The 20,075-nt window shown below is 49.7% G+C and carries 18 protein-coding genes and 2 pseudogenes; 10 read left to right on the top strand and 10 right to left on the bottom strand.

The window, feature by feature from the left end; genetic code table 11:
- Positions 1–38: 38 nt before the first annotated feature.
- A complete protein-coding gene (locus AC6R0L_RS12645) occupies positions 39–740 on the bottom strand; it encodes a YggS family pyridoxal phosphate-dependent enzyme (protein WP_500629334.1) in 702 nt (233 codons plus the stop codon).
- 24 nt (positions 741–764) lie between these two features.
- Here AC6R0L_RS12645 and AC6R0L_RS12640 point away from each other — a divergent pair, with 24 nt between their 5' ends.
- Both AC6R0L_RS12640 and AC6R0L_RS12635 read left to right on the top strand, forming a co-directional pair.
- The gene (locus tag AC6R0L_RS12640; protein ID WP_500629333.1) at positions 765–1,802 is read left to right on the top strand and encodes a type IV pilus twitching motility protein PilT; all 1,038 of its coding nucleotides are present in this window, start codon (positions 765–767) and stop codon (positions 1,800–1,802) included.
- Between the two features lie 10 nt (positions 1,803–1,812).
- The gene (locus AC6R0L_RS12635; protein WP_500629332.1) at positions 1,813–2,919 is read left to right on the top strand and encodes a PilT/PilU family type 4a pilus ATPase; all 1,107 of its coding nucleotides are present in this window, start codon (positions 1,813–1,815) and stop codon (positions 2,917–2,919) included.
- A gap of 70 nt (positions 2,920–2,989) precedes the next feature.
- Here AC6R0L_RS12635 and ruvX read toward each other — a convergent pair whose 3' ends face one another.
- The 8 genes from ruvX to metK form a co-directional block, all read right to left on the bottom strand.
- On the bottom strand, positions 2,990–3,412 hold the full coding sequence (ruvX, locus tag AC6R0L_RS12630) for a Holliday junction resolvase RuvX (RefSeq protein ID WP_500629331.1): 423 nt from the start codon (positions 3,410–3,412) through the stop codon (positions 2,990–2,992).
- A gap of 95 nt (positions 3,413–3,507) precedes the next feature.
- Entirely contained in the window at positions 3,508–4,071 is a 564-nt protein-coding gene (locus AC6R0L_RS12625) for a YqgE/AlgH family protein (protein WP_334554101.1), read from the bottom strand.
- 77 nt (positions 4,072–4,148) lie between these two features.
- Positions 4,149–5,099: a glutathione synthase gene (gene gshB / locus AC6R0L_RS12620; RefSeq protein WP_500629330.1), complete on the bottom strand. Its 951-nt coding sequence runs from the start codon at positions 5,097–5,099 to the stop codon at positions 4,149–4,151.
- Between the two features lie 16 nt (positions 5,100–5,115).
- Positions 5,116–5,847: a 16S rRNA (uracil(1498)-N(3))-methyltransferase gene (rsmE, locus tag AC6R0L_RS12615; protein ID WP_500629329.1), complete on the bottom strand. Its 732-nt coding sequence runs from the start codon at positions 5,845–5,847 to the stop codon at positions 5,116–5,118.
- A 148-nt stretch (positions 5,848–5,995) separates the two neighbouring features.
- Complete coding sequence (gene endA, locus AC6R0L_RS12610) at positions 5,996–6,694, bottom strand: deoxyribonuclease I (RefSeq protein WP_500629354.1); 699 nt, start codon at positions 6,692–6,694, stop codon at positions 5,996–5,998.
- A 199-nt stretch (positions 6,695–6,893) separates the two neighbouring features.
- The gene (locus AC6R0L_RS12605; protein WP_500629328.1) at positions 6,894–7,391 is read right to left on the bottom strand and encodes a SprT family zinc-dependent metalloprotease; all 498 of its coding nucleotides are present in this window, start codon (positions 7,389–7,391) and stop codon (positions 6,894–6,896) included.
- Positions 7,392–7,481: 90 nt separating this feature from the next.
- Positions 7,482–8,282: a DUF2189 domain-containing protein gene (locus tag AC6R0L_RS12600; RefSeq protein ID WP_334568345.1), complete on the bottom strand. Its 801-nt coding sequence runs from the start codon at positions 8,280–8,282 to the stop codon at positions 7,482–7,484.
- A 485-nt stretch (positions 8,283–8,767) separates the two neighbouring features.
- On the bottom strand, positions 8,768–9,922 hold the full coding sequence (gene metK, locus AC6R0L_RS12595; protein ID WP_500629327.1) for a methionine adenosyltransferase: 1,155 nt from the start codon (positions 9,920–9,922) through the stop codon (positions 8,768–8,770).
- A 357-nt stretch (positions 9,923–10,279) separates the two neighbouring features.
- Here metK and tkt point away from each other — a divergent pair, with 357 nt between their 5' ends.
- The 5 genes and pseudogenes from tkt to mscS all read left to right on the top strand — a co-directional run bounded on the left by tkt (position 10,280) and on the right by mscS (position 17,122).
- Entirely contained in the window at positions 10,280–12,274 is a 1,995-nt protein-coding gene (tkt, locus tag AC6R0L_RS12590) for a transketolase (RefSeq protein ID WP_500629326.1), read from the top strand.
- Positions 12,275–12,450: 176 nt separating this feature from the next.
- The gene (gene epd / locus AC6R0L_RS12585) at positions 12,451–13,497 is read left to right on the top strand and encodes an erythrose-4-phosphate dehydrogenase (RefSeq protein ID WP_487903573.1); all 1,047 of its coding nucleotides are present in this window, start codon (positions 12,451–12,453) and stop codon (positions 13,495–13,497) included.
- Between the two features lie 185 nt (positions 13,498–13,682).
- Entirely contained in the window at positions 13,683–14,843 is a 1,161-nt protein-coding gene (locus tag AC6R0L_RS12580) for a phosphoglycerate kinase (protein WP_500629325.1), read from the top strand.
- Between the two features lie 165 nt (positions 14,844–15,008).
- Positions 15,009–16,085 carry a class II fructose-bisphosphate aldolase gene (gene fbaA, locus AC6R0L_RS12575; protein ID WP_500627749.1) on the top strand — a complete coding sequence of 359 codons (1,077 nt, stop codon included), beginning with the start codon at positions 15,009–15,011 and terminating at the stop codon, positions 16,083–16,085.
- Between the two features lie 172 nt (positions 16,086–16,257).
- A pseudogene (gene mscS, locus AC6R0L_RS12570) lies at positions 16,258–17,122 on the top strand (small-conductance mechanosensitive channel MscS).
- Positions 17,123–17,182: 60 nt separating this feature from the next.
- Here mscS and AC6R0L_RS12565 read toward each other — a convergent pair.
- Entirely contained in the window at positions 17,183–17,809 is a 627-nt protein-coding gene (locus tag AC6R0L_RS12565) for a LysE/ArgO family amino acid transporter (RefSeq protein ID WP_334553533.1), read from the bottom strand.
- A 109-nt stretch (positions 17,810–17,918) separates the two neighbouring features.
- Between AC6R0L_RS12565 and AC6R0L_RS12560 the strand changes: the two genes are divergently transcribed.
- From AC6R0L_RS12560 to AC6R0L_RS12550, 3 genes and pseudogenes are all read left to right on the top strand, one after another.
- Positions 17,919–18,821 carry a LysR family transcriptional regulator ArgP gene (locus AC6R0L_RS12560; RefSeq protein WP_500629324.1) on the top strand — a complete coding sequence of 301 codons (903 nt, stop codon included), beginning with the start codon at positions 17,919–17,921 and terminating at the stop codon, positions 18,819–18,821.
- Between the two features lie 86 nt (positions 18,822–18,907).
- Positions 18,908–19,624, top strand: a complete 717-nt coding sequence (locus tag AC6R0L_RS12555) for an oxidative stress defense protein (RefSeq protein ID WP_500629323.1) — start codon at positions 18,908–18,910, stop codon at positions 19,622–19,624.
- A 161-nt stretch (positions 19,625–19,785) separates the two neighbouring features.
- A pseudogene (locus AC6R0L_RS12550) lies at positions 19,786–20,075 on the top strand (diguanylate cyclase); the annotation flags it as partial.

Here is a 20,075-nt window from a genome sequence, read left to right as displayed (position 1 = left end):
TGGCCAAAGTGTTGGCCCCTGATGGTTGGGAATGGCGCTTAACTACGGGCGCCAAAAATCGCGCTACCGATCCGCACCATAGTGCTGCCTGCTTCAATGGCGGCGTCCATATCTCCGCTCATGCCCATCGATAATGTATCTAAGGTGACGTCGGGCAAACGTTGCGCCAACGACCTCTGCAGCTCAGCCAGTTCAGTGAATGCACCTAGCTGAGCCGCGTAATCGGGTGTACTGGCCGGAATGGACATCAATCCTCTTAAAGTGAGGTTGGGCAGCGTAGAAATCAACTCTGCGAGTGCGAAGATTTCTTCGCCACTGGCGCCGGATTTGGAGGCTTCGCCACTGGTGTTGACCTGAATGAGCACTTGCAGCGGCCCTAGGCCTTCTGGTCGCTGGTCATTAAGGCGCTGCGCTATTTTGGCGCGGTCAACAGTATGTACCCAGGCGAAATTCTCCGCCACGATACGGGTTTTGTTCGATTGAATCGGGCCGATGAAGTGCCACTCCAACTCTAACTCTGGGTGATTTTGGCGAAAGTAATCGACTTTATCCGCCCCTTCTTGGACGTAATTTTCGCCAAACGCACGTTGCCCAACCTGCGCTGCTGCCAAAATATCGGTAACAGGTTTGGTTTTACTTACCGCGAGAAGTTGCACTGAGTCTCGAGGGCGTCCACACTTTTGTAAGGACGCATCAATCTGTGAGGTGATCTGTTCGATGTTTTGTTGAATACTACTCATAGCTAACTTTATTAAGGAATTGAAATGGATATCGCTGAGTTACTGGATTTTAGTGTAAAGCATAATGCCTCAGATCTACATCTTTCTGCTGGGGTTTCTCCAATGATTCGTATTGATGGTGATGTCAGAAAGCTGGGCGTTCCCGCTTTGTCGCACTCTGAGGTGCATCGTTTAGTGTTCGACATCATGAATGATGCTCAGCGCAGCGAATTTGAAGAGCGCCTTGAGGTCGATTTCTCGTTTGAACTCTCCGATGTTGGCCGTTTTAGGGTTAACGCCTTCAATCAAAGCCGTGGCTGTGCGGCGGTCTTTCGTACTATCCCGACTGATATCCCAAGCCTAGAACAGCTAGAGGCGCCAAAGATTTTCTCCGACATTGCCAATATGGAAAAAGGCTTAGTGCTAGTGACTGGGCCCACTGGCTCGGGTAAATCCACCACATTAGCCGCCATGGTGGACCACATAAATCGTCACCACAATAAGCATATTCTCACCATTGAAGATCCGATTGAATTTGTGCACAGCAACAATAAGTGTTTGATTAACCAACGTGAAGTGCACCGTGATACCCACAGCTTCAACAACGCGCTGCGCAGTGCGTTACGTGAAGACCCGGATGTGATTTTGGTTGGTGAGCTGCGTGACCAAGAGACAATCAGCCTTGCTCTCACTGCTGCAGAAACCGGTCACCTGGTGTTTGGTACGCTGCACACCAGTAGCGCCGCGAAAACCATTGACCGGATTATTGATGTGTTCCCGGGGAGCGACAAAGACATGGTGCGATCTATGCTGTCTGAATCCTTGCGCAGCGTTATCGCCCAAAAACTGCTCAAGCGCCTTGGCGGGGGACGGGTGGCGTGTCATGAAATCATGATGGCAACGCCGGCGATTCGTAACCTTATCCGCGAAGATAAAGTGGCGCAGATGTACTCAGTTATTCAAACGGGCGCGGCGCACGGCATGCAAACCATGGAACAAAATGCCAAACAGTTGATCATGCAAGGCTTGGTGGATGCCGACGAAGTGGCGAAGAAAATTGAAGTGCAAAGCACGCCATTTTAAGAGGTGACGGATGGACATTACAGCCTGTTTAGAAGAGATGGTGGCGCAAAAAGCGTCGGATCTCTATATCACGGTAGGCGCGCCGTTGTTGTATCGCGTCGATGGTCAGCTTAAAGCGCACGGTGAAACGCTGACTCAACCTGATGTGGATGCGCTCTTGGTCGGCATGATGGATGAAAAACGCCAAGCGGAGTTTGCCCAGACACACGAAGCCAATTTCGCCATTGTGCGAGAGGTAGGGCGCTTTCGTGTCTCGGCGTTTCACCAGCGCGAGTTACCCGGCGCGGTCATTCGTCGCATTGAAACCAAAATCCCAACGTTTGAGCAGTTAAAGCTGCCCGAGGTGCTGCAAGACCTGGCGATTGCGAAACGGGGCTTGGTGCTGGTGGTGGGCGCGACGGGCTCGGGTAAATCGACCACGATGGCCGCGATGACGGGTTATCGCAACCAGCATCGCAGCGGGCACATTTTGACGGTCGAAGACCCGATAGAGTTTGTTCATGAACACCAGCGCTGCATTGTGACTCAGCGCGAAGTGGGGCTTGATACCGAGAGCTATGAAGTGGCGCTGAAAAACTCATTGCGTCAAGCGCCGGATATGATTTTGATTGGTGAGATCCGCAGTCGTGAGACGATGGAGTACGCCATGACCTTCGCTGAAACGGGCCATTTGTGTATGGCCACACTGCACGCCAACAACGCCAACCAAGCGCTAGAGCGGATCTTACATCTGGTGCCGAAAGAGCAAAAAGAGCAGTTCTTGTTTGACCTGTCGATGAACCTGCGCGGCGTGATCGCTCAGCAGTTGATTCGCGATAAAAACGGTCAAGGGCGTCACGGCGTGTTTGAAATCCTACTCAACAGCCCACGTGTTTCGGATCTGATTCGTCGCGGCGATTTGCATGAGCTGAAAAGCACCATGGCGAAATCCAACCAAGTGGGCATGCAGACCTTTGACCAAGCGCTGTATCAACTGGTGGTGGAGGACAAGATCAACGAAGAAGATGCCTTGCACAGTGCTGATTCCGCCAATGATTTGCGTATCATGCTGAAAACCAATCGCCAAGAAGGCTTTGGCGGTGGGGCGTTGGATAACGTTAAGATTGATATGGATTAGAGTTTCTAGTGGCGAGTTCCTAGTTTCTAGAGGGAGCGAGTTTGGTGTAACTCGCTTTAGGAATAAGGGGTTATTGGTATTGGGTTTCAAACCAGCTTTCTAGAATGATCACGGCGGATTGGCAATCAACGTTGCCTTTGGTGAGCGCTTTGTAGCCGCCCATCGAGAACAGCTCGGAACGGGCTTCGGTGGTCGAGAGGCGTTCATCGTGTAGCTCTACCGGTAGGCCAAATCGGCCATGTAGGCGGTTGGCGAATTTTTTGGCTCGCGGCGTGATGCTTTCGAGGTCTTTGCCGTGCAGGTCGGTCGGCAGCCCTACCACCAACAGATTCGGTTGCCACTCGGCAATCTGCTTTCCTATCTCATCCCAATTGGGAATGCCGTCTTTGGCTTTAAACGCTTTCAGTGGTGAGGCGGTGCCGGTAATTTCTTGGCCAATGGCGCTGCCAATGCTTTTGGTGCCGTAGTCGAAGGCCATGATGGTTTTAGACATAAGGTTTCTGCTTAGTGAAATTAGATTCGTGAAATTAGAGTGAATCAGCGGCGAGGGGTTATCGCCGCTTATCGTTTTAGCGCAACACGGAATGGTCAGGCATGGCCAACGTCGTTGGACAGCTGTGCGACGTCAATGCCGAGCATCTGCACCGCTTTTTGCCAGCGATCGGCAATCGGGGTATCAAAGATGACCGACGGGTCGGCTTCAATGGTTAGCCATGAATTCTCCGAGAGCTCCGACTCCAGCTGACCTGCCTCCCAACCGGAATACCCCAGTGCGACCAAGTAGCGATTAGGCTCTGCCTCGGTGCCGAGCACACTCAAAATGTCTTTTGAGGTGGTGACACTGATTTCACTGGTCATCTGAATGCTGGATTCATACGTGTCTTTAGGGCGATGAAGGATAAAACCTCGGTCTTCAGATACAGGCCCGCCATTAAGGACCGGTTTTTCCAGACTGTCGGTATTGAGCTGCGGATGAACGGGCTGCACATCGACGCGTTCGAGCATTTTTCCAATGGTGATATCAATAGGCGCATTGATCATGAGGCCCATAGCGCCCTCTTCGTTGTGCTCACACACATAGATGACACTGCGCTTAAAGTAGGGATCTTTCATCCCCGGCATGGCAACGAGAAAATGGTTGGTTAAATTCATCATGACTCCACCTTAAATTGAGCGGCATCCACAGCGCGAATGCCGCTCAAGAGCTGGGTTATCCCATCACCGATAGATTATTTCTGCTCAATGCGACGTTCAATCGCATCCATCAGCTTGCCGGTAATGGAGATATCAAATGCGGCTTCGATTTCACGAATACACGTTGGGCTGGTAACGTTAATCTCAGTCAGTTTGTCACCGATGACGTCAAGGCCAACAAAAATCAGCCCCTTTTCTTTAAGTGTAGGCGCTACAGCGAGAGCGATCTGTTTATCTGTCTCACTCAGTGGCCTTGCTTCACCACGTCCGCCTGCAGCTAGGTTACCGCGAGTCTCTCCTTTGGCAGGAATACGCGCTAAGCAGTAGGGCATCGGTTCGCCATCCACCACCAAAATGCGCTTGTCACCATTGCTAATATCTGGGACGAAAGTTTGCGCCATCGCGTAGTGTTGACCATGGTTGGTCAAGGTTTCGATGATCACGGCAACGTTAGGATCGTTCTCTTTCACACGGAAGATAGACGCGCCGCCCATGCCATCCAATGGTTTTAAAATCACGTCGCCATGTTGCTCACGGAAGGCTTTGATCTTGTCTGCGCTGCGAGTCACTAAGGTGGTTGGCGTTAGCTCTGGGAACCACGCGGTAAACAGTTTTTCATTGCAGTCGCGCAAGCTTTGCGGCTTGTTGACGATCAAGGTGCCTTTTTCTTCGGCGCGCTCAAGGATGTATGTGGCGTAGATGTATTCGGTATCAAATGGGGGATCTTTACGCATCAATACCGCATCAAGCTCTGACAGCTCAATGGTCTGCTCAGACTTAAACTGATACCAGCCGCTTGGATCTTCTTTTAGCTCCACCACTTTGGTGTCCGCAATCGCGACGCCCTGTTCTAGATGAAGATCCTTCATCTCCATGTAGTGAATTTCGTAGCCGCGGCGCTGCGCTTCCAGCATCATGGCAAAGCTAGAGTCTTTTTTGATGTTGATGGACGAGATCGGGTCCATTACGATGCCGAGTTTGATCATGGATAGTGTTCTCCGTTTAACCAAGATCGCCAAAGCGAACTTGTAGGGCGGTAATAGCGGTAAGGGCTGCGGTTTCGGTACGTAGCACGCGAGGACCGAGCAGCGTCTCTTCAAATTGGTATTGCTGCGTCATATCGATTTCATCGCCAGAAAGGCCGCCTTCAGGGCCAATCAACAAACGCACTTTTTCTACCGGAGTCGGTAGGGTGTTGATTGAGTATTTGGCGCGCGGATGCAAATTGAGCTTCAAGCCATCGAATTGCTCTTGGCACCACGCTTCGAGCGACATAATCGGGCGAATGGTAGGGACGGTATTCCGGCCGCACTGTTCACAGGCACTGATAGCAATTTTTTGCCATTGAGCGAGCTTTTTCTCAAAACGTTTGGGGTCGAGTTTGACGCCACAGCGCTCAGAGATAAGGGGCGTAATGGTATTGACGCCAAGCTCAACGGATTTTTGAATCGTGAACTCCATTTTATCGCCGCGTGAGATCACTTGACCTAAGTGCAGATCCAGCGGTGACTCGCAGCTTTGCTCAACGCGCTCTAACACCTCGACGTCGACGTTTTTCTTTCCTACAGCGGTAATGGTGGCAGGGAATTGTGCGCCGCTGCCATCAAACAACAGCACCTGCTGACCTTCTTTCATGCGCAGCACTCGGCCGACGTGGCCGGCGGCATCGTCACTGAGGGCGAGAGGCCCAAGCTGGTGGATGGTCTCTGGGTGATAGAGTCGTGGCATGCGCATTGCGTTGGTTTCCTGCAAATCCAAAAGTTATCCCACTAACATGGATGCCTTTGAGCGAAAAAACAAGGGGCTAGCGTGAGATAAAGCGTGCTGAGAAGTCGAGTGCCTAGTTCCCAGTTCCTAGTTTCTAGTTCCTAGAGCTAGGTGGTTATGGTGTTGCTTGGCATGCCTCAACCACAAACGGGTTGTGATTGCCTTGCACTTTAGCGATGCGTTTGTCGCGTTCACACTCCCAGGCGTCTGCGGGGTAGGTTTTATTCCACGCATTCATCAGCTTGGTTTGCTGGCTTGAGAGTTTAAATCCGTACTCTTTACTCATGTAGAGATAGGTGCGAGCAATGGAACCTCGCGCTCGATCGGGCGGCATCACTTCACGCTGTTTGAAGTTGACCTGCATCTCACAGCGCCCATAGGTCACTCCTTGAATCCCGTTCCATTGGCTAAAGTTGTAATTTGAACGATCGCCGTTGACCTCACCAATCGCTGGGGTCAAGTTATGCAAATCGGCTTCCATCGAGCGAAATTGCTGATCGTTTTTAGTGCAGTATTTACGCCCACCTTGTTGCCAACATTGGCGCTGATGACCAAATTGCCAAGCAGGCACCACATGTTCCCACTCAATGCGAGAGGCTCGGCGCTCTTGCTTACGCACCTGATAGCCGCACGAGTTAAGATCCGGTGTACCTTTGCGCCCTTGCCACTCAATATTGCAGCCACAGTAAAAGCTGGTGGGGTGATCGGCGTAGATCTTGACCGCTTCTTTCTTTGCTTTAGAAAAAGAGGACGGCGGCGCTGCGTGCGCGAAAGAGAAAGCAGAAGAGAGCGTCACCGCTAGCAGCGAGCTCATCACAGTAAACCAAATGGGCAGTCGAGACATAATGAAACCTGAGTGAGCGTTAAAGCATGAAAAAAGTATTATTTTTCACAGTCTAGCACGCAAAAAGGTTGGATTTTAGTGATGATGCTATTTGTTGTGCTGTACGAGATCGCGCCACAGGGTGTGATTGAGTGGTGATAGATAGGTGGCAGGGATGGAGTGTTGGGGATTACGACAACTGTTTGCCAGAAAACACCAGTGTCTGCTGACACTGTTGGCAGCGATAGCTTGCTTGGTTGCGCTGCACTTTATTGTGGCGTCGAATAGAGAGCGGGTAGTCACGACACGCACAGTGGTATTCAAAGGTTTTACCTTGAACAGAGTTGACAGCAAAGCTGTGGGTGGTGTTGGCTTTGACACCGAACACTGACTCCATGACCCCTCGCCACTCTTTGCCGTGCGGGCGAACGCGACCATAGACTTGATAGGTGACAAGGTGGGCCACTTCATGGGGGATCACTTCTTGGAGAAACGCCGCTTGATTCTCCGCAAACAACACCGGATTAAGGCGGATCTCATTGAGTTGCAGGTACGCTTTTCCTGCCGCTTTGCCGCGCAGCTTAAACGAGAGCGTTGGCATAGGAAACGGCCGGCCGAACGCTTGGCGGGCTTGCTCGATGCATTGCGCGATCACTCGCTGAGTTGAATAGGTGAGGGTTAAATCCACTGGTGACTCATCTTCGCTGGCAGAGATACAGGATAAAAAAACGCCCCGAGAGAGCTCGGGGCGTTCACTATACCTCAAATAGGCCACATGTTAAGGGTGATGGCGTTTCTTAATCACCTCATGATACGCGTGCCAAGTGGCGTAGCCGAGTATCGGCATCGTAAAGAGCATCCCGATACCATAAGTGGCAAAGCCAATTAAGATCCCGCCGCAAATGATCGCAGCCCAGACGATCATGGCACCAATGTTGGATTTGACGGCGTTAAAGCTACTGAATACGCCAGTCATCATATCCACGCGTCTCTCCATCATCAGCGGAATGGCAAACGCTGAGATACTGAACACAACACACGCCAGCACTAAACCCACTAATGAGCCGATGATCAAGAAGGGGAGGAAGTCGCTCAACGGCGCCCCTTGTACTGAAGGGTAAAGTGCATGCAGCAGCGCCGCGATACGCATCCAAAAAATCATACACACCGCAAGCAGCACGGCAAACGCCCATTGTGAGGTGGAGTTGCGCCCGATGGCTTTCATCGAGTGAAGCAAACTGGGTTTATGTCCGCGCTCTCGCTCCCAGCTTGCGTCATACAAACCGAGCGCTAAAAAAGGCCCAATGAGCATATAGACGACCAGACTGGGCATCACCACAAGGTGTGTGCCTTGCCACTGGACGAGGAGAACAATGCCGATGGCCGCCGCCATAAAGCACAAGCCGTAGAAAGCGCTAATCAGCGGCATGCGAACAAAGTCGTGCAAGCCGAGCGCGAGCCAATGAAATGGGGCAGAGATACTGACCTGATTACACGGTATGGTGCGCGCGTATTCGTGGTCGCTGACTTCCTTATGTTTTTGCTCTTTGAAGTCATGTGGGTTAACCGTACGAGGCATAACTCCTCCTTGATCAATCTCGATTCTCATCCTCTTCTTTGCCTTTTGGGTGGTGGCCGAGAAAAGGGGTTGTTACGTGTTTGTAAACACAAGACGTTCGTAAACGCAAGACGTTCGTAAACACGAGAGAGTACTGACCCGATTCGCTGATGTGCTCCTAGACGCTGACGTTAAAGGGTGTGAACTCTCAGTTTCATGTTGATGCCGTGAGCTGAACACCAGCTTTGCGCGTGTTACTCGGCGCAGAGGGGATGGCAGTCACGTCGGTTTTTATACGTAAAGACGTCATCCTTAGATGCGTTCATTTAACATATTGTTAACTATTGACCTCAATAGCGTAAATTACAACCTGGACGGTTAAATTTTGTTCAATAACAGGTGGAGATGCGAGGTCGGGGTGAGCAAAGCGAGCGAGGAGGCCAGATAGCAGGCAAAAGAAAGGGCTTTTGGCGAACCAAAAGCCCTGAAATAGTGTGGCTCAGTGATTACTTGAGACCTGCGAAGTCACGCAATTCTGCGGCTTTATCCGTCTCTTCCCAAGGGAACTCTTCACGACCGAAGTGGCCGTAAGCGGCGGTCTTCTTGTAGATTGGCTGAAGTAGGTTCAGCATCTCTTGCAGGCCGTATGGACGTAGATCGAAGAACTGACGTACCGCCTCAATGATGATGTCGTGCGAGACTTTCTCAGTACCGAACGTTTCCACCATGATAGACGTTGGATCCGCAACACCGATTGCGTAAGACAATTGGATTTCACAGCGATCTGCCATACCCGCCGCGACGATGTTTTTCGCCACGTAGCGTGCTGCGTAAGCGGCACTACGGTCTACTTTCGATGGATCTTTACCAGAGAATGCACCACCACCGTGACGCGCTGCGCCGCCGTAGGTATCAACGATGATCTTACGACCAGTCAAACCACAGTCGCCCATTGGGCCACCGATAACAAAACGACCGGTTGGGTTGATGAAGAAGTTAGTGTCTTTGTTGAGCCACTCAGCCGGTAGAACTGGCTTGATGATCTCTTCCATTACCGCTTCGCGCAGATCCGGCGTTGAGATAGAGTCACAGTGCTGAGTTGACAGTACGACCGCATCGATACCAACGATCTTACCTTCGTTGTACTGGAACGTAACCTGAGATTTTGCATCTGGACGCAACCATGGCAGCGTGCCGTTCTTACGCACTTCCGCTTGCTTTTGCACTAGGCGGTGTGAGTAAGTGATAGGCGCAGGCATGAGGACTTCAGTCTCGTTACATGCGTAACCAAACATGATGCCTTGGTCACCGGCACCTTGCTCTTTTGGATCCGCTTTGTCGACACCTTGGTTGATGTCTGGAGACTGTTTACCGATGGTGTTTAGCACTGCACACGAATCCGCGTCAAAGCCCATGTCAGAGTGAACGTAGCCAATTTCACGTACGGTTTGGCGCGTTAACTCTTCGATGTCTACCCATGCAGAAGTGGTGATTTCACCGCCGACCATGACCATACCGGTCTTGACGTAGGTTTCACACGCTACGCGAGCTTTTGGATCTTGCTCGAGGATCGCATCGAGAACCGCATCTGAGATTTGGTCTGCAATTTTATCTGGATGGCCTTCTGATACGGATTCAGAAGTAAACAGGTGCTTAGCCATGAGAGCTCCATTTAATCTGTTGGATGGGCGTCATTGCTCGCCCAGCACAAAAATAATGTTAAATTATGTAGGTGTATTTACATCTAGACGTCTATTCTAGTTTTGCGTGCTCGAATTACAAGTTATTTTTGTGATTTAAGTAGAGTAAAAACGCGTATTTTTCTCAATCCGCCGCGTGAGGTAAAGAGCAATCGTTTGCATCAAACAGTAACGAAAACGGCGGTCTTCGAGAAATTTGCAATAAATATCGTAGATCTGGCGTTGATTAGACAGTAATCGATTGCACCCGCGCAGATGCTCTGCGAGAATTATCGCCCACCTTAGTTATCAATTCGCTTAATGCATTCAGGAGCAGACATGTCTTCTCGTAAACACTTGGCCAATGCAATTCGTGCACTTAGCATGGATGGTGTTCAACAAGCTAATTCCGGTCACCCAGGCGCACCGATGGGGATGGCGGATATCGCCGAAGTTCTTTGGCGTTCACACTTAAACCACAACCCAGCGAACCCAGAATGGGCAAACCGCGACCGTTTCGTGCTATCAAACGGCCACGGCTCAATGCTGATTTACTCTTTGCTGCACCTAAGTGGTTACGAGCTGTCTATTGACGATCTGAAAAACTTCCGTCAGCTTCATTCAAAAACGCCGGGCCACCCAGAATATGGTTATGCTCCGGGCGTAGAAACCACCACTGGTCCTCTTGGTCAGGGCATCACTAACGCAGTGGGCATGGCGCTGGCAGAGAAAGCATTAGCGGCGCAGTTCAATAAAGAAGGCCATGACATCATCGACCACTTCACCTACGTATTCATGGGTGATGGCTGTTTGATGGAAGGGATCTCTCACGAAGCGTGTTCACTAGCGGGCACTCTGGGCCTTGGCAAGCTGATCGCTTTTTGGGATGACAACGGAATCTCGATTGATGGTGAAGTTGAAGGTTGGTTCTCTGACGATACACCAAAACGCTTTGAAGCATACGGTTGGCACGTTATTCCAGCTGTCGATGGCCATGATGCTGAGGCGATCAACGCCGCCATCACTGCCGCGAAAGCGGACCCTCGCCCTACTCTAATTTGTACTAAGACCATCATTGGTTTTGGTTCACCAAACAAAGCGGGCTCTCACGATTGTCACGGCGCGCCACTAGGTGCAGACGAAATCAAAGCTGCGCGTGAGTTCTTAGGTTGGGAGCACCCAGCGTTTGAGATTCCAGCAGACGTATATGAGCAGTGGGATGCGAAATCCGCAGGCGCAGCATCTGAAGCGGCGTGGAACGCTCAGTTTGAGGCTTACGCAGCAGCGTACCCATCTGAAGCGGCAGAGCTAAAACGTCGTCTCAACGGTGAGCTTCCTGCGCAATGGGAAGAGAAAGCGAATCAAATCATTGCTGATCTGCAAGCCAACCCAGCGAACATTGCCTCGCGCAAAGCGTCTCAAAATGCGCTTGAAGCGTTCGGTAAAATGCTGCCTGAGTTTATGGGCGGTTCGGCGGACCTTGCGCCATCCAACTTGACCATGTGGTCGGGCTCAAAATCACTGGAAGCAGACGATTTCTCAGGTAACTACATTCACTACGGTGTGCGTGAGTTCGGTATGACGGCCATCATGAATGGTATTGCGCTGCATGGCGGTTTTGTCCCTTACGGTGCGACCTTCTTGATGTTTATGGAGTACGCTCGTAACGCGATGCGTATGGCCGCGCTGATGAAAATTCAGAACATCCAAGTGTACACGCATGACTCGATTGGTCTGGGTGAAGATGGCCCAACGCACCAACCCGTTGAGCAAATGGCGTCACTTCGCCTAACGCCAAACATGAGCACATGGCGTCCATGTGACCAAGTGGAATCCGCTGTCGCTTGGAAATTGGCGATTGAGCGTAAAGATGGCCCAACGTCTCTGATTTTCTCTCGTCAAAACCTCGCGCAGCAAGCGCGTGACGCTGAGCAAGTGGCTAATATCGCTAAGGGTGGTTACATCCTAAAAGATTGCGCGGGCAAGCCAGAGCTTATCCTTATCGCCACCGGTTCTGAAGTGGAACTGGCTGTTGAAGCGGCAGCGCAGCTTACTGCTGAACGCAAGCAAGTACGCGTGGTGGCGATGCCATCGACGGATGCGTTCGATAAGCAAGATGCAGCATACCGTGAATCCGTACTGCCAGCTGACGTAACAGCACGTATCGCTATCGAAGCGGGTATTGCGGACTTCTGGTACAAGTATGTCGGCTTTGGCGGCAAGATCATCGGTATGACGACCTTCGGTGAATCAGCGCCTGCTGGAGAGCTGTTCAAGCTGTTTGGCTTCACGACAGAAAACGTCGTGAACACAGCGAAAGAACTGCTTGCTTAATTGTGGCGATGTAGTTTGAAGGAAACCGAGTCGTGAGTGGCTCGGTTTTTTTGTTTTAGTTCCTAGTTCCTAGTGCCTAGTTTCTAGAAATATGCGGTTTCGGGGATTGGAACTCGCATCTGGGCACGGGCTCAGTTACTATCTGTGACACGAAAATCAGGTGGGGTGAGGAAAGGATGCTTAAAATTGCGATCAATGGATTTGGACGTATCGGTCGTAATGTGTTGCGCGCGGTTTACGAGAGCGGCAAACATCAGCAGATCAAAGTGGTCGCGGTCAACGAGTTGGCACAGCCTGATGCGATGGCGCACTTACTGCAATACGATACGAGCCACGGTCGTTTTGGCAAAAAAATCACGCATGACCAAGAGCATATCTATATTCATCACGGCGTCGTGGAGAGTGGCGACTTTGATTCGATTCGGATTTTGCACCTAAACGACATTGAGCTACTGCCTTGGCGCGATCTTGAGGTCGATATGGTGCTCGACTGCACCGGTGTCTATGGCTCGCAAGCCGATGGCCAAGCGCACATCAAAGCCGGCGCTAAAAAAGTGCTGTTCTCCCACCCGGGCGCCAGTGATCTCGACAACACCATCATCTATGGCGTGAACCATGAAACATTAACCGCAGAGCATCGCGTCGTTTCTAACGGTTCGTGTACGACCAACTGTATTGTCCCTATCATCAAAGCGTTGGATGATGCTTTTGGTATCGATTCTGGCACGATCACCACCATTCATTCTTCAATGAATGATCAGCAGGTGATTGATGCGTATCACAGCGATTTGCGTCGTACTCGAGCAGCCAGCCAATCCATCATTCCAGTTGATACGAAATTGCACAAAGGGATTGAAAGAATCTTCCCGAAATTTTCCAACAAATTCGAAGCCATATCCGTGCGCGTTCCCACGGTAAACGTCACTGCGATGGATTTAAGTGTCACAATTAATACGAATGTGAAAGTTAATGACGTAAATCAAACCATTGTTAACGCATCTCAGTGTACATTACACGGCATTGTTGACTATACTGAAGCGCCGCTCGTATCGATTGACTTTAATCACGATCCCCACAGTGCCATTGTTGATGGTTCCCAGACTCGCGTGAGTAATGGGCACCTGGTCAAAATGTTGGTTTGGTGTGATAACGAATGGGGCTTTGCGAACCGCATGCTGGATACTGCGCTCGCAATGCAGGCAGCTTCAGAACAAGCTGGGTAGTGCCGTTTAGCGGTCATTTTTACCTAGATTGGAAGCGCCGAAAGGCGAAGGAGTAATATTTATTTTTACCCTTGAAATAAATATTGATAATCTCCATATCAAAACCAGTTTGAAGAATTAATAGGCTTGGCAGGGTTGCCGAGTGACTGAAAACTTTATTTTTTGAATAGTTGAGAGGACAAACCATGTCTGTAATCAAGATGACTGACCTGGATCTAGCAGGTAAACGTGTATTCATCCGTGCTGACCTAAACGTGCCAGTAAAAGACGGCAAAGTAACTTCTGATGCGCGTATCCTCGCGTCTCTACCAACAATCAAGCACTGCCTAGAAGCAGGCGCGAAAGTGATGGTTACTTCTCACCTAGGTCGCCCAACAGAGGGTGAATACGCGGAAGAGTTCTCTCTACAACCTGTCGTAAACTACCTAAACGATGCACTTGACTGCGAAGTTAAGCTAGCGAAAGACTACCTAAACGGTCTAGAGCTGAACGCGGGCGAGCTTGTTGTTCTAGAAAACGTTCGTTTCAACGTTGGCGAGAAGAAAAACGACGAAGCACTGTCTAAGCAGTACGCTGCACTTTGTGACATCTTCGTAATGGACGCATTCGGTACGGCTCACCGTGCACAAGCATCAACTCACGGTGTGGGTATGCACGCCGACGTTGCGTGTGCAGGTCCTCTACTTGCGAACGAGCTAGAAGCGCTAGGTAAAGCAATGGACAAGCCTGCGCGTCCAATGGTTGCTATCGTTGGTGGTTCAAAAGTGTCGACTAAGCTGACTGTGCTTGAGTCTCTATCTAAAATCGCTGACCAACTGGTTGTCGGTGGCGGTATTGCTAACACATTCATCGCAGCGGCTGGCCACAACGTAGGTAAATCGCTATACGAAGCTGACCTAGTCGACACAGCGAAAAAGCTAATGGAAGAGTGCGCGATTCCAGTGGCGACTGACGTTGCTTGTGCAAAAGCATTTGATGAGAACGCAGAAGCGGAAATCAAAGACGTATCTGAAGTTCAAGACGACGACATGATTTTCGACCTAGGTCCAAACTCTACCGCGCAATTGGCTGAGATTCTGAAGAACGCGAAAACCATCCTTTGGAACGGTCCTGTGGGCGTATTCGAATTCAAGAACTTCGAAGCGGGCACAAAAGGTATCTCTGAAGCGATCGCAGCGTCTGAAGGTTTCTCTGTTGCAGGCGGTGGTGACACGCTAGCAGCGATCGACAAGTTCGGTATCAAAGCAGATGTGTCTTACATCTCAACGGGCGGCGGTGCGTTCCTTGAGTTTGTAGAAGGCAAAGTCCTTCCAGCGGTTGAAATGCTAGAAGCACGCGCTAAGTAATTGATAGAAAGCGGGGGAGTCTCTCTCCCGCTTTCTTGTTTGCGGCACATCACATTTTTGCTAGAATAGCGCAAGTTGTGAGCAAACGTTTGCAAGAATTTAAACTGAAAAGTTTTATTTTTATAACGACCATTTTTAAAAATGACAGCTAATAGGATTAAATCCATGTCTAAGATCTTCGATTTCGTAAAACCAGGTGTTATCTCTGGCGATGACGTTCAGAAAGTGTTTGAAGTTGCAAAGGAAAACAACTTCGCTCTACCAGCAGTGAACGTAGTAAACACAGACTCAATCAACGGCGTTCTAGAAGCAGCAGCGAAAGTAAAAGCGCCTGTTGTGGTTCAGTTCTCTAACGGCGGTGCCGGTTTCTTTGCGGGTAAAGGTCTAAAACTTGAAGGTCAAGACGCACAAGTGCTTGGCGCAGTTGCTGGCGCGAAATACGTTCACGCTGTTGCAGAATCTTACGGTGTGCCTGTTATTCTTCACACTGACCACGCAGCGAAAAAACTGCTTCCTTGGATCGACGGTCTACTAGATGCGGGTGAAGAGTTCTTCGCTCAAACTGGCAAGCCACTTTTCTCTTCTCACATGATTGACCTTTCTGAAGAGTCTCTAGAAGAGAACATCGAGATCTCTGCAAAATACCTAGCTCGCATGGCGAAAATGGGTATGACGCTAGAAATCGAACTAGGCTGTACTGGTGGTGAAGAAGACGGTGTTGACAACTCACACATGGACGCATCTGAGCTGTACACTTCTCCAGAAGACGTGGCTTACGCTTACGAGAAATTGGTGGCAATCAGCCCTCGTTTCACTATCGCAGCGTCTTTCGGTAACGTACACGGCGTTTACAAGCCAGGTAACGTTGTTCTTACTCCAACTATCCTACGTGACTCTCAAGCGTACTGTGCTGAGAAGTTTGGTATTGCACCTAACGCACTAAACTTCGTATTCCACGGTGGTTCTGGTTCAACTGAAGCAGAAATCCAAGAGTCAATCAGCTACGGTGTCATCAAAATGAACATCGATACTGATACTCAGTGGGCAACATGGGACGGTATCCGTAAGTACGAAGCGGAAAACCACGATTACCTACAAGGTCAAATCGGTAACCCAACTGGCGAAGATGCGCCAAACAAGAAGTACTACGATCCACGCGTATGGCTACGTGCTGGTCAAGCTTCAATGGTTGCTCGTCTAGAGAAAGCATTTGCTGACCTAAACGCGGTTGATGTATTGTAATTCAGCCGTCACTCTGATTGATAAGAAGCCGCTCATCGAGCGGCTTTTTTTGTGTCCGCTTTTTAATACAAATGAATATAAATTGTTATAAACTCTGGCGAAATACCATGGCTTTGCGTAATCTGTAAGCTACAACTATTCAACTAAGTCACTTTAATAGAGGAAAGAGAGTATGGCAGAAGAATCAACAGGGATTGAAACGCCAATCATCGACAGCTTGTCTCACGCCGAATCTTGGTTAAATAACAATTCAGATTTACTGATTCAGTATGGTGTGAACATCATTTCTGCGGTCGCTATACTGTTTATTGGTAACATCATTGTTAAAAGCATTGCTAACAGCATATCTAAAGTTCTAGAGAAGAAGCAGATGGATAAAGCGGTCGTCGACTTTATTCATGGTCTGGTTCGCTACCTACTCTTTGTGATTGTGTTGATTGCGGCATTAGGTCGCGTTGGTGTTCAAACGGCGTCTGTGGTTGCGGTTATCGGTGCGGCCGGTCTTGCGGTTGGTTTAGCGTTGCAAGGCTCGCTGTCTAACTTCGCAGCGGGTGTGTTGATTGTCGCGTTCCGTCCTTTCAAATCTGGTGATTATGTTGAGATTGCCGGTGTAGCAGGCAGCGTTGATTCCATCCAAATCTTCCAAACGGTGCTGAAAACGCCTGACAACAAAATGGTCGTGGTGCCAAACGCTGGCGTTATCGGCGGTGCGATCACCAACTACTCTCGTCATGAAACGCGACGTGTTGATCTCGTGATTGGCGTTTCCTACAAGGCAGATCTTAAGCAGACCAAGCAAGTGATCCGTGAAACGTTGGAAAAAGATCCGCGTATCTTGAAAAATCCGAGATATCACGATTGGTGTTCTCGCTCTGGCGGACTCCTCGGTGAACTTTGTGGTTCGTCCTTGGGTGAAAACGGCGGACTACTGGGGGGTTTACTTCGACGCCATGCAAAACATCAAAGAAGCGTTGGATGCGGCGGGTATTGAGATTCCATTCCCACAAATGGACGTGCATCTCAACAAAGTCGACTAATACGATTGAACGACTTAATGCGAAAAGCGAGGCCCTTGAGCCTCGCTTTGTTTTATCCACTCATCCCCAGCCTTGCAGCAAGTGCTTGGCGAGCATGCCAGCGATGACCCACATCATGGTACCGACCAGCAAATCAATCACTTGTTTTACTCTAGGTTTGGATAAGGTGGGCGCCAATTTAGCGGCGCCAATCGACAGACCGTAAAACCACACAAAAGACGCCAAGATAGTACCGATGGCGAAAGAGAGTCGCTCCTGACCTTCGAATTGGCCGCCGATGGATCCCAAAATAACCACGGTATCGAGATAAAGGTGCGGGTTGAATACGGTGACGGCGAGCGCGCCTAAAATGACCGCTTTACGACCGCGCGATAGCTCACTGCTTTGTAGCCCTTCGCTGTGGGAGGCCAGCGCACTTTTCAGAGAAAGAAACCCATAGTAGCCGAGAAACAGAATGCCGCCGATGGTCACTAAAGTCAGCAAGGTTTCATTTTGTGACAGAATCGCCCCGCCGCCAAAAATACCGACAGAGATAAACAGCATGTCGAGAAAGCTGCAAATCGTCGCCGTAGTCAGGTGGTGTTGACGTTTGATGCCTTGATTCAGTACGTAAGCATTTTGCGCGCCAATGGGGATAATCATACTGGCCCCTAAGCCAAACCCTTGCAGCATTAACCAGAAACTCACGATAACCTCTCTTTTTGTTCATGATAGGCGCCCACAATAATCAGAATTAAGATATAAATACAATTAATGATTTTAATTGATTATTAGTAATGCTTATAAGGATGGTGTGATGAAAGGGCTGGATTATCGTTGGATTGAAGCGCTGGATAGCGTAGTCAAAACCGGTGGCTTTGATAAAGCGGCCAATGCGCTGTATGTCACCCAGTCTGCGGTTTCACAGCGCATCAAACAACTTGAGCGATTCGTGGCGCAGCCCGTCTTGGTTCGTGACCAGCCACCAAGGCCCACTCCCCTTGGTCAAAAGCTGCTCGGCTTCTATCAGCGTATTCAATTGCTGGAACAAGAGTTGATTCCGGAAATTAGCAATCAGCAGCCTTTACAAATCCGTCAGCTCTCGATTGCGACCAACGCCGATAGCTTGGCCACCTGGCTACTGCCGGCATTGAGCCCTGTACTGAAAAAGCACCCGCTCGAGATGAGGTTTGAAGTCGATAGAGAGGGGCGTACACTCAATAAACTCAAGCAAGGTGAGGTAGTGGGGGCAATCAGTATGGCAAGCCAAGCCCTTAGTGGTTGCGTGGCCCGCTATTTAGGGCGGATGGATTACATTTGCGTGGCCACGCCGCAGTTTTGCGAGCGTTTTTTTCCAAAAGGATTGACCAAAGAGGCGCTATCGATAGCCCCTGCGGTCTCGTTTGATCAACACGATCCACTGCATCGAGATTTTCTTAAACAGCATGGCATTGATATTGAACGAGGGATCAACCACTGGGTCTCGAGCTCTGAGGCGTTCGTCAATATGGCGCTTAATCATTGCGCTTACTGTTTGATTCCCACCATACAGATCGAAAAGGAGCTTGAGCAGGGCACTTTGGTCGATTTGCTTCCCGGGTTTTGTCTCTCCTTTGAGATGTATTGGCACCACTGGCAACTCGAAACAGGCCTGATGAAAGAAGTCAGCGAAGCGATTCTCAGTTATGCGCAGCAGCATCTGATCCAGCCGAGTCGTTAATTCTTTGTCAGTTTTCTCTTGTCTCACTTGGTGAAGAAATCAACGTTTTCTATTATGTATGAAATATCTAACATACGGATCGCTTTATGACTAACCCAACTCGAATGTCTGCTGTGCGCGTTCAATGTCGCTGGCTCGCTTTGCTGGTGTGTGTGACCAGCGCGCCGAGCTTTGCCGAGATAGATTTTCCCCACCTCAGCACCACAGGCTATGGTGAAGTCACCGCTGAGCCTGATATGGCGAAATTTACGGTGACCGTGGTCGAATCTATGCTCACCGCAGAGCAGGCAAAACAATCGGTTGACCAAGTGGTAAGTGACTTTCTCAAAGCGTTAGGGCGAGAAGAAGTCCCGAGTGAGCAGATTCAAAGCTCTAATCTCTATCTCTCACCTCAATATCAGTATCCTAAGAATGGGGCTCCTGAGTTGGTCGGCTATCGTGCGACTCGTACCATTCAAGTCACGGTCAATGAACTGGAAAAGCTCAATGATTATCTTGATCTGGCGCTGAGTGTGGGCATCAACCAAGTGAGCAATATTGAGTTGAAAGTAAAAGAGGCCGCACGTTACCAAGATCAAGCGCGTCAAGCGGCGATCCGTGATGCCAATCAGAAAGCGCACGCGTTGTCTGAAGGGTTTGGTAAAGCGATCAAAGGCGTGTGGCGGATCGATTATCGCAGTCAGCAAAACCAACCGGTATTGATGCGTACCATGAGTATGGACGCGAAAAGAGAGTCAGTAGGCTACCAAGACTCATCGATCATCATTCGTGATAGCGTGGATGTTATTTATCAGATTGATTGATTTCTTACTAAAAGCCTTTATTTTTTAAAGGGAAAAATAGCGAGGGGTCGAATGTGTCATCGCTCGCTCTTTAATCGACTTTCGTATTAATGCTATACTTCCTCCTCATTTTTTTAAGAGCATAGCTAGTGATGAAAAGCCGCAGTAACTTTTGGTATCTAATGCTAGTTATGTTAGTGCTCATTACGATAGTGACGACTTACTATCATAGCCGATACCAAGAAGTAAAAACGGCGGCAATGAACACCATCGTCACTCAAGCTTCACATCAATTGACCTACAGCGAACGCGAGTATCTGAATGTTCGCAATCAGTTTGTTTCTGTCGTCAATTTGTTATCGCACAGTCGTAATCTTTATGACTATATTGCCGAGCCAACGGACGAGCATAAAACCATTGTCGAGCAGTCTTGGGTCTCGGTGACCGACAGCCAGTTGTGGTATACCCAAGT

This window comes from Vibrio sp. R15-SG3-ISO1A (assembly GCF_059833955.1).
This window is presented reverse-complemented; position numbering and strand designations above follow the sequence as displayed.

Excerpts from the sequence above, each read along its gene's own strand:
- gshB (WP_500629330.1), bottom strand. The coding sequence starts at position 5,099 with ATGATCAAACTCGGCATCGTAATGGACCCGATCTCGTCCATCAACATC.
- tkt (WP_500629326.1), top strand. The coding sequence starts at position 10,280 with ATGTCTTCTCGTAAACACTTGGCCAATGCAATTCGTGCACTTAGCATG.
- AC6R0L_RS12645 (WP_500629334.1), bottom strand. The coding sequence starts at position 740 with ATGAGTAGTATTCAACAAAACATCGAACAGATCACCTCACAGATTGAT.
- endA (WP_500629354.1), bottom strand. The coding sequence starts at position 6,694 with ATGAGCTCGCTGCTAGCGGTGACGCTCTCTTCTGCTTTCTCTTTCGCG.
- AC6R0L_RS12555 (WP_500629323.1), top strand. The coding sequence starts at position 18,908 with ATGACTAACCCAACTCGAATGTCTGCTGTGCGCGTTCAATGTCGCTGG.
- AC6R0L_RS12625 (WP_334554101.1), bottom strand. The coding sequence starts at position 4,071 with ATGAATTTAACCAACCATTTTCTCGTTGCCATGCCGGGGATGAAAGAT.
- AC6R0L_RS12640 (WP_500629333.1), top strand. The coding sequence starts at position 765 with ATGGATATCGCTGAGTTACTGGATTTTAGTGTAAAGCATAATGCCTCA.
- ruvX (WP_500629331.1), bottom strand. The coding sequence starts at position 3,412 with ATGTCTAAAACCATCATGGCCTTCGACTACGGCACCAAAAGCATTGGC.
- AC6R0L_RS12635 (WP_500629332.1), top strand. The coding sequence starts at position 1,813 with ATGGACATTACAGCCTGTTTAGAAGAGATGGTGGCGCAAAAAGCGTCG.
- AC6R0L_RS12580 (WP_500629325.1), top strand. The coding sequence starts at position 13,683 with ATGTCTGTAATCAAGATGACTGACCTGGATCTAGCAGGTAAACGTGTA.
- epd (WP_487903573.1), top strand. The coding sequence starts at position 12,451 with ATGCTTAAAATTGCGATCAATGGATTTGGACGTATCGGTCGTAATGTG.
- rsmE (WP_500629329.1), bottom strand. The coding sequence starts at position 5,847 with ATGCGCATGCCACGACTCTATCACCCAGAGACCATCCACCAGCTTGGG.
- fbaA (WP_500627749.1), top strand. The coding sequence starts at position 15,009 with ATGTCTAAGATCTTCGATTTCGTAAAACCAGGTGTTATCTCTGGCGAT.
- AC6R0L_RS12560 (WP_500629324.1), top strand. The coding sequence starts at position 17,919 with ATGAAAGGGCTGGATTATCGTTGGATTGAAGCGCTGGATAGCGTAGTC.
- AC6R0L_RS12600 (WP_334568345.1), bottom strand. The coding sequence starts at position 8,282 with ATGCCTCGTACGGTTAACCCACATGACTTCAAAGAGCAAAAACATAAG.
- metK (WP_500629327.1), bottom strand. The coding sequence starts at position 9,922 with ATGGCTAAGCACCTGTTTACTTCTGAATCCGTATCAGAAGGCCATCCA.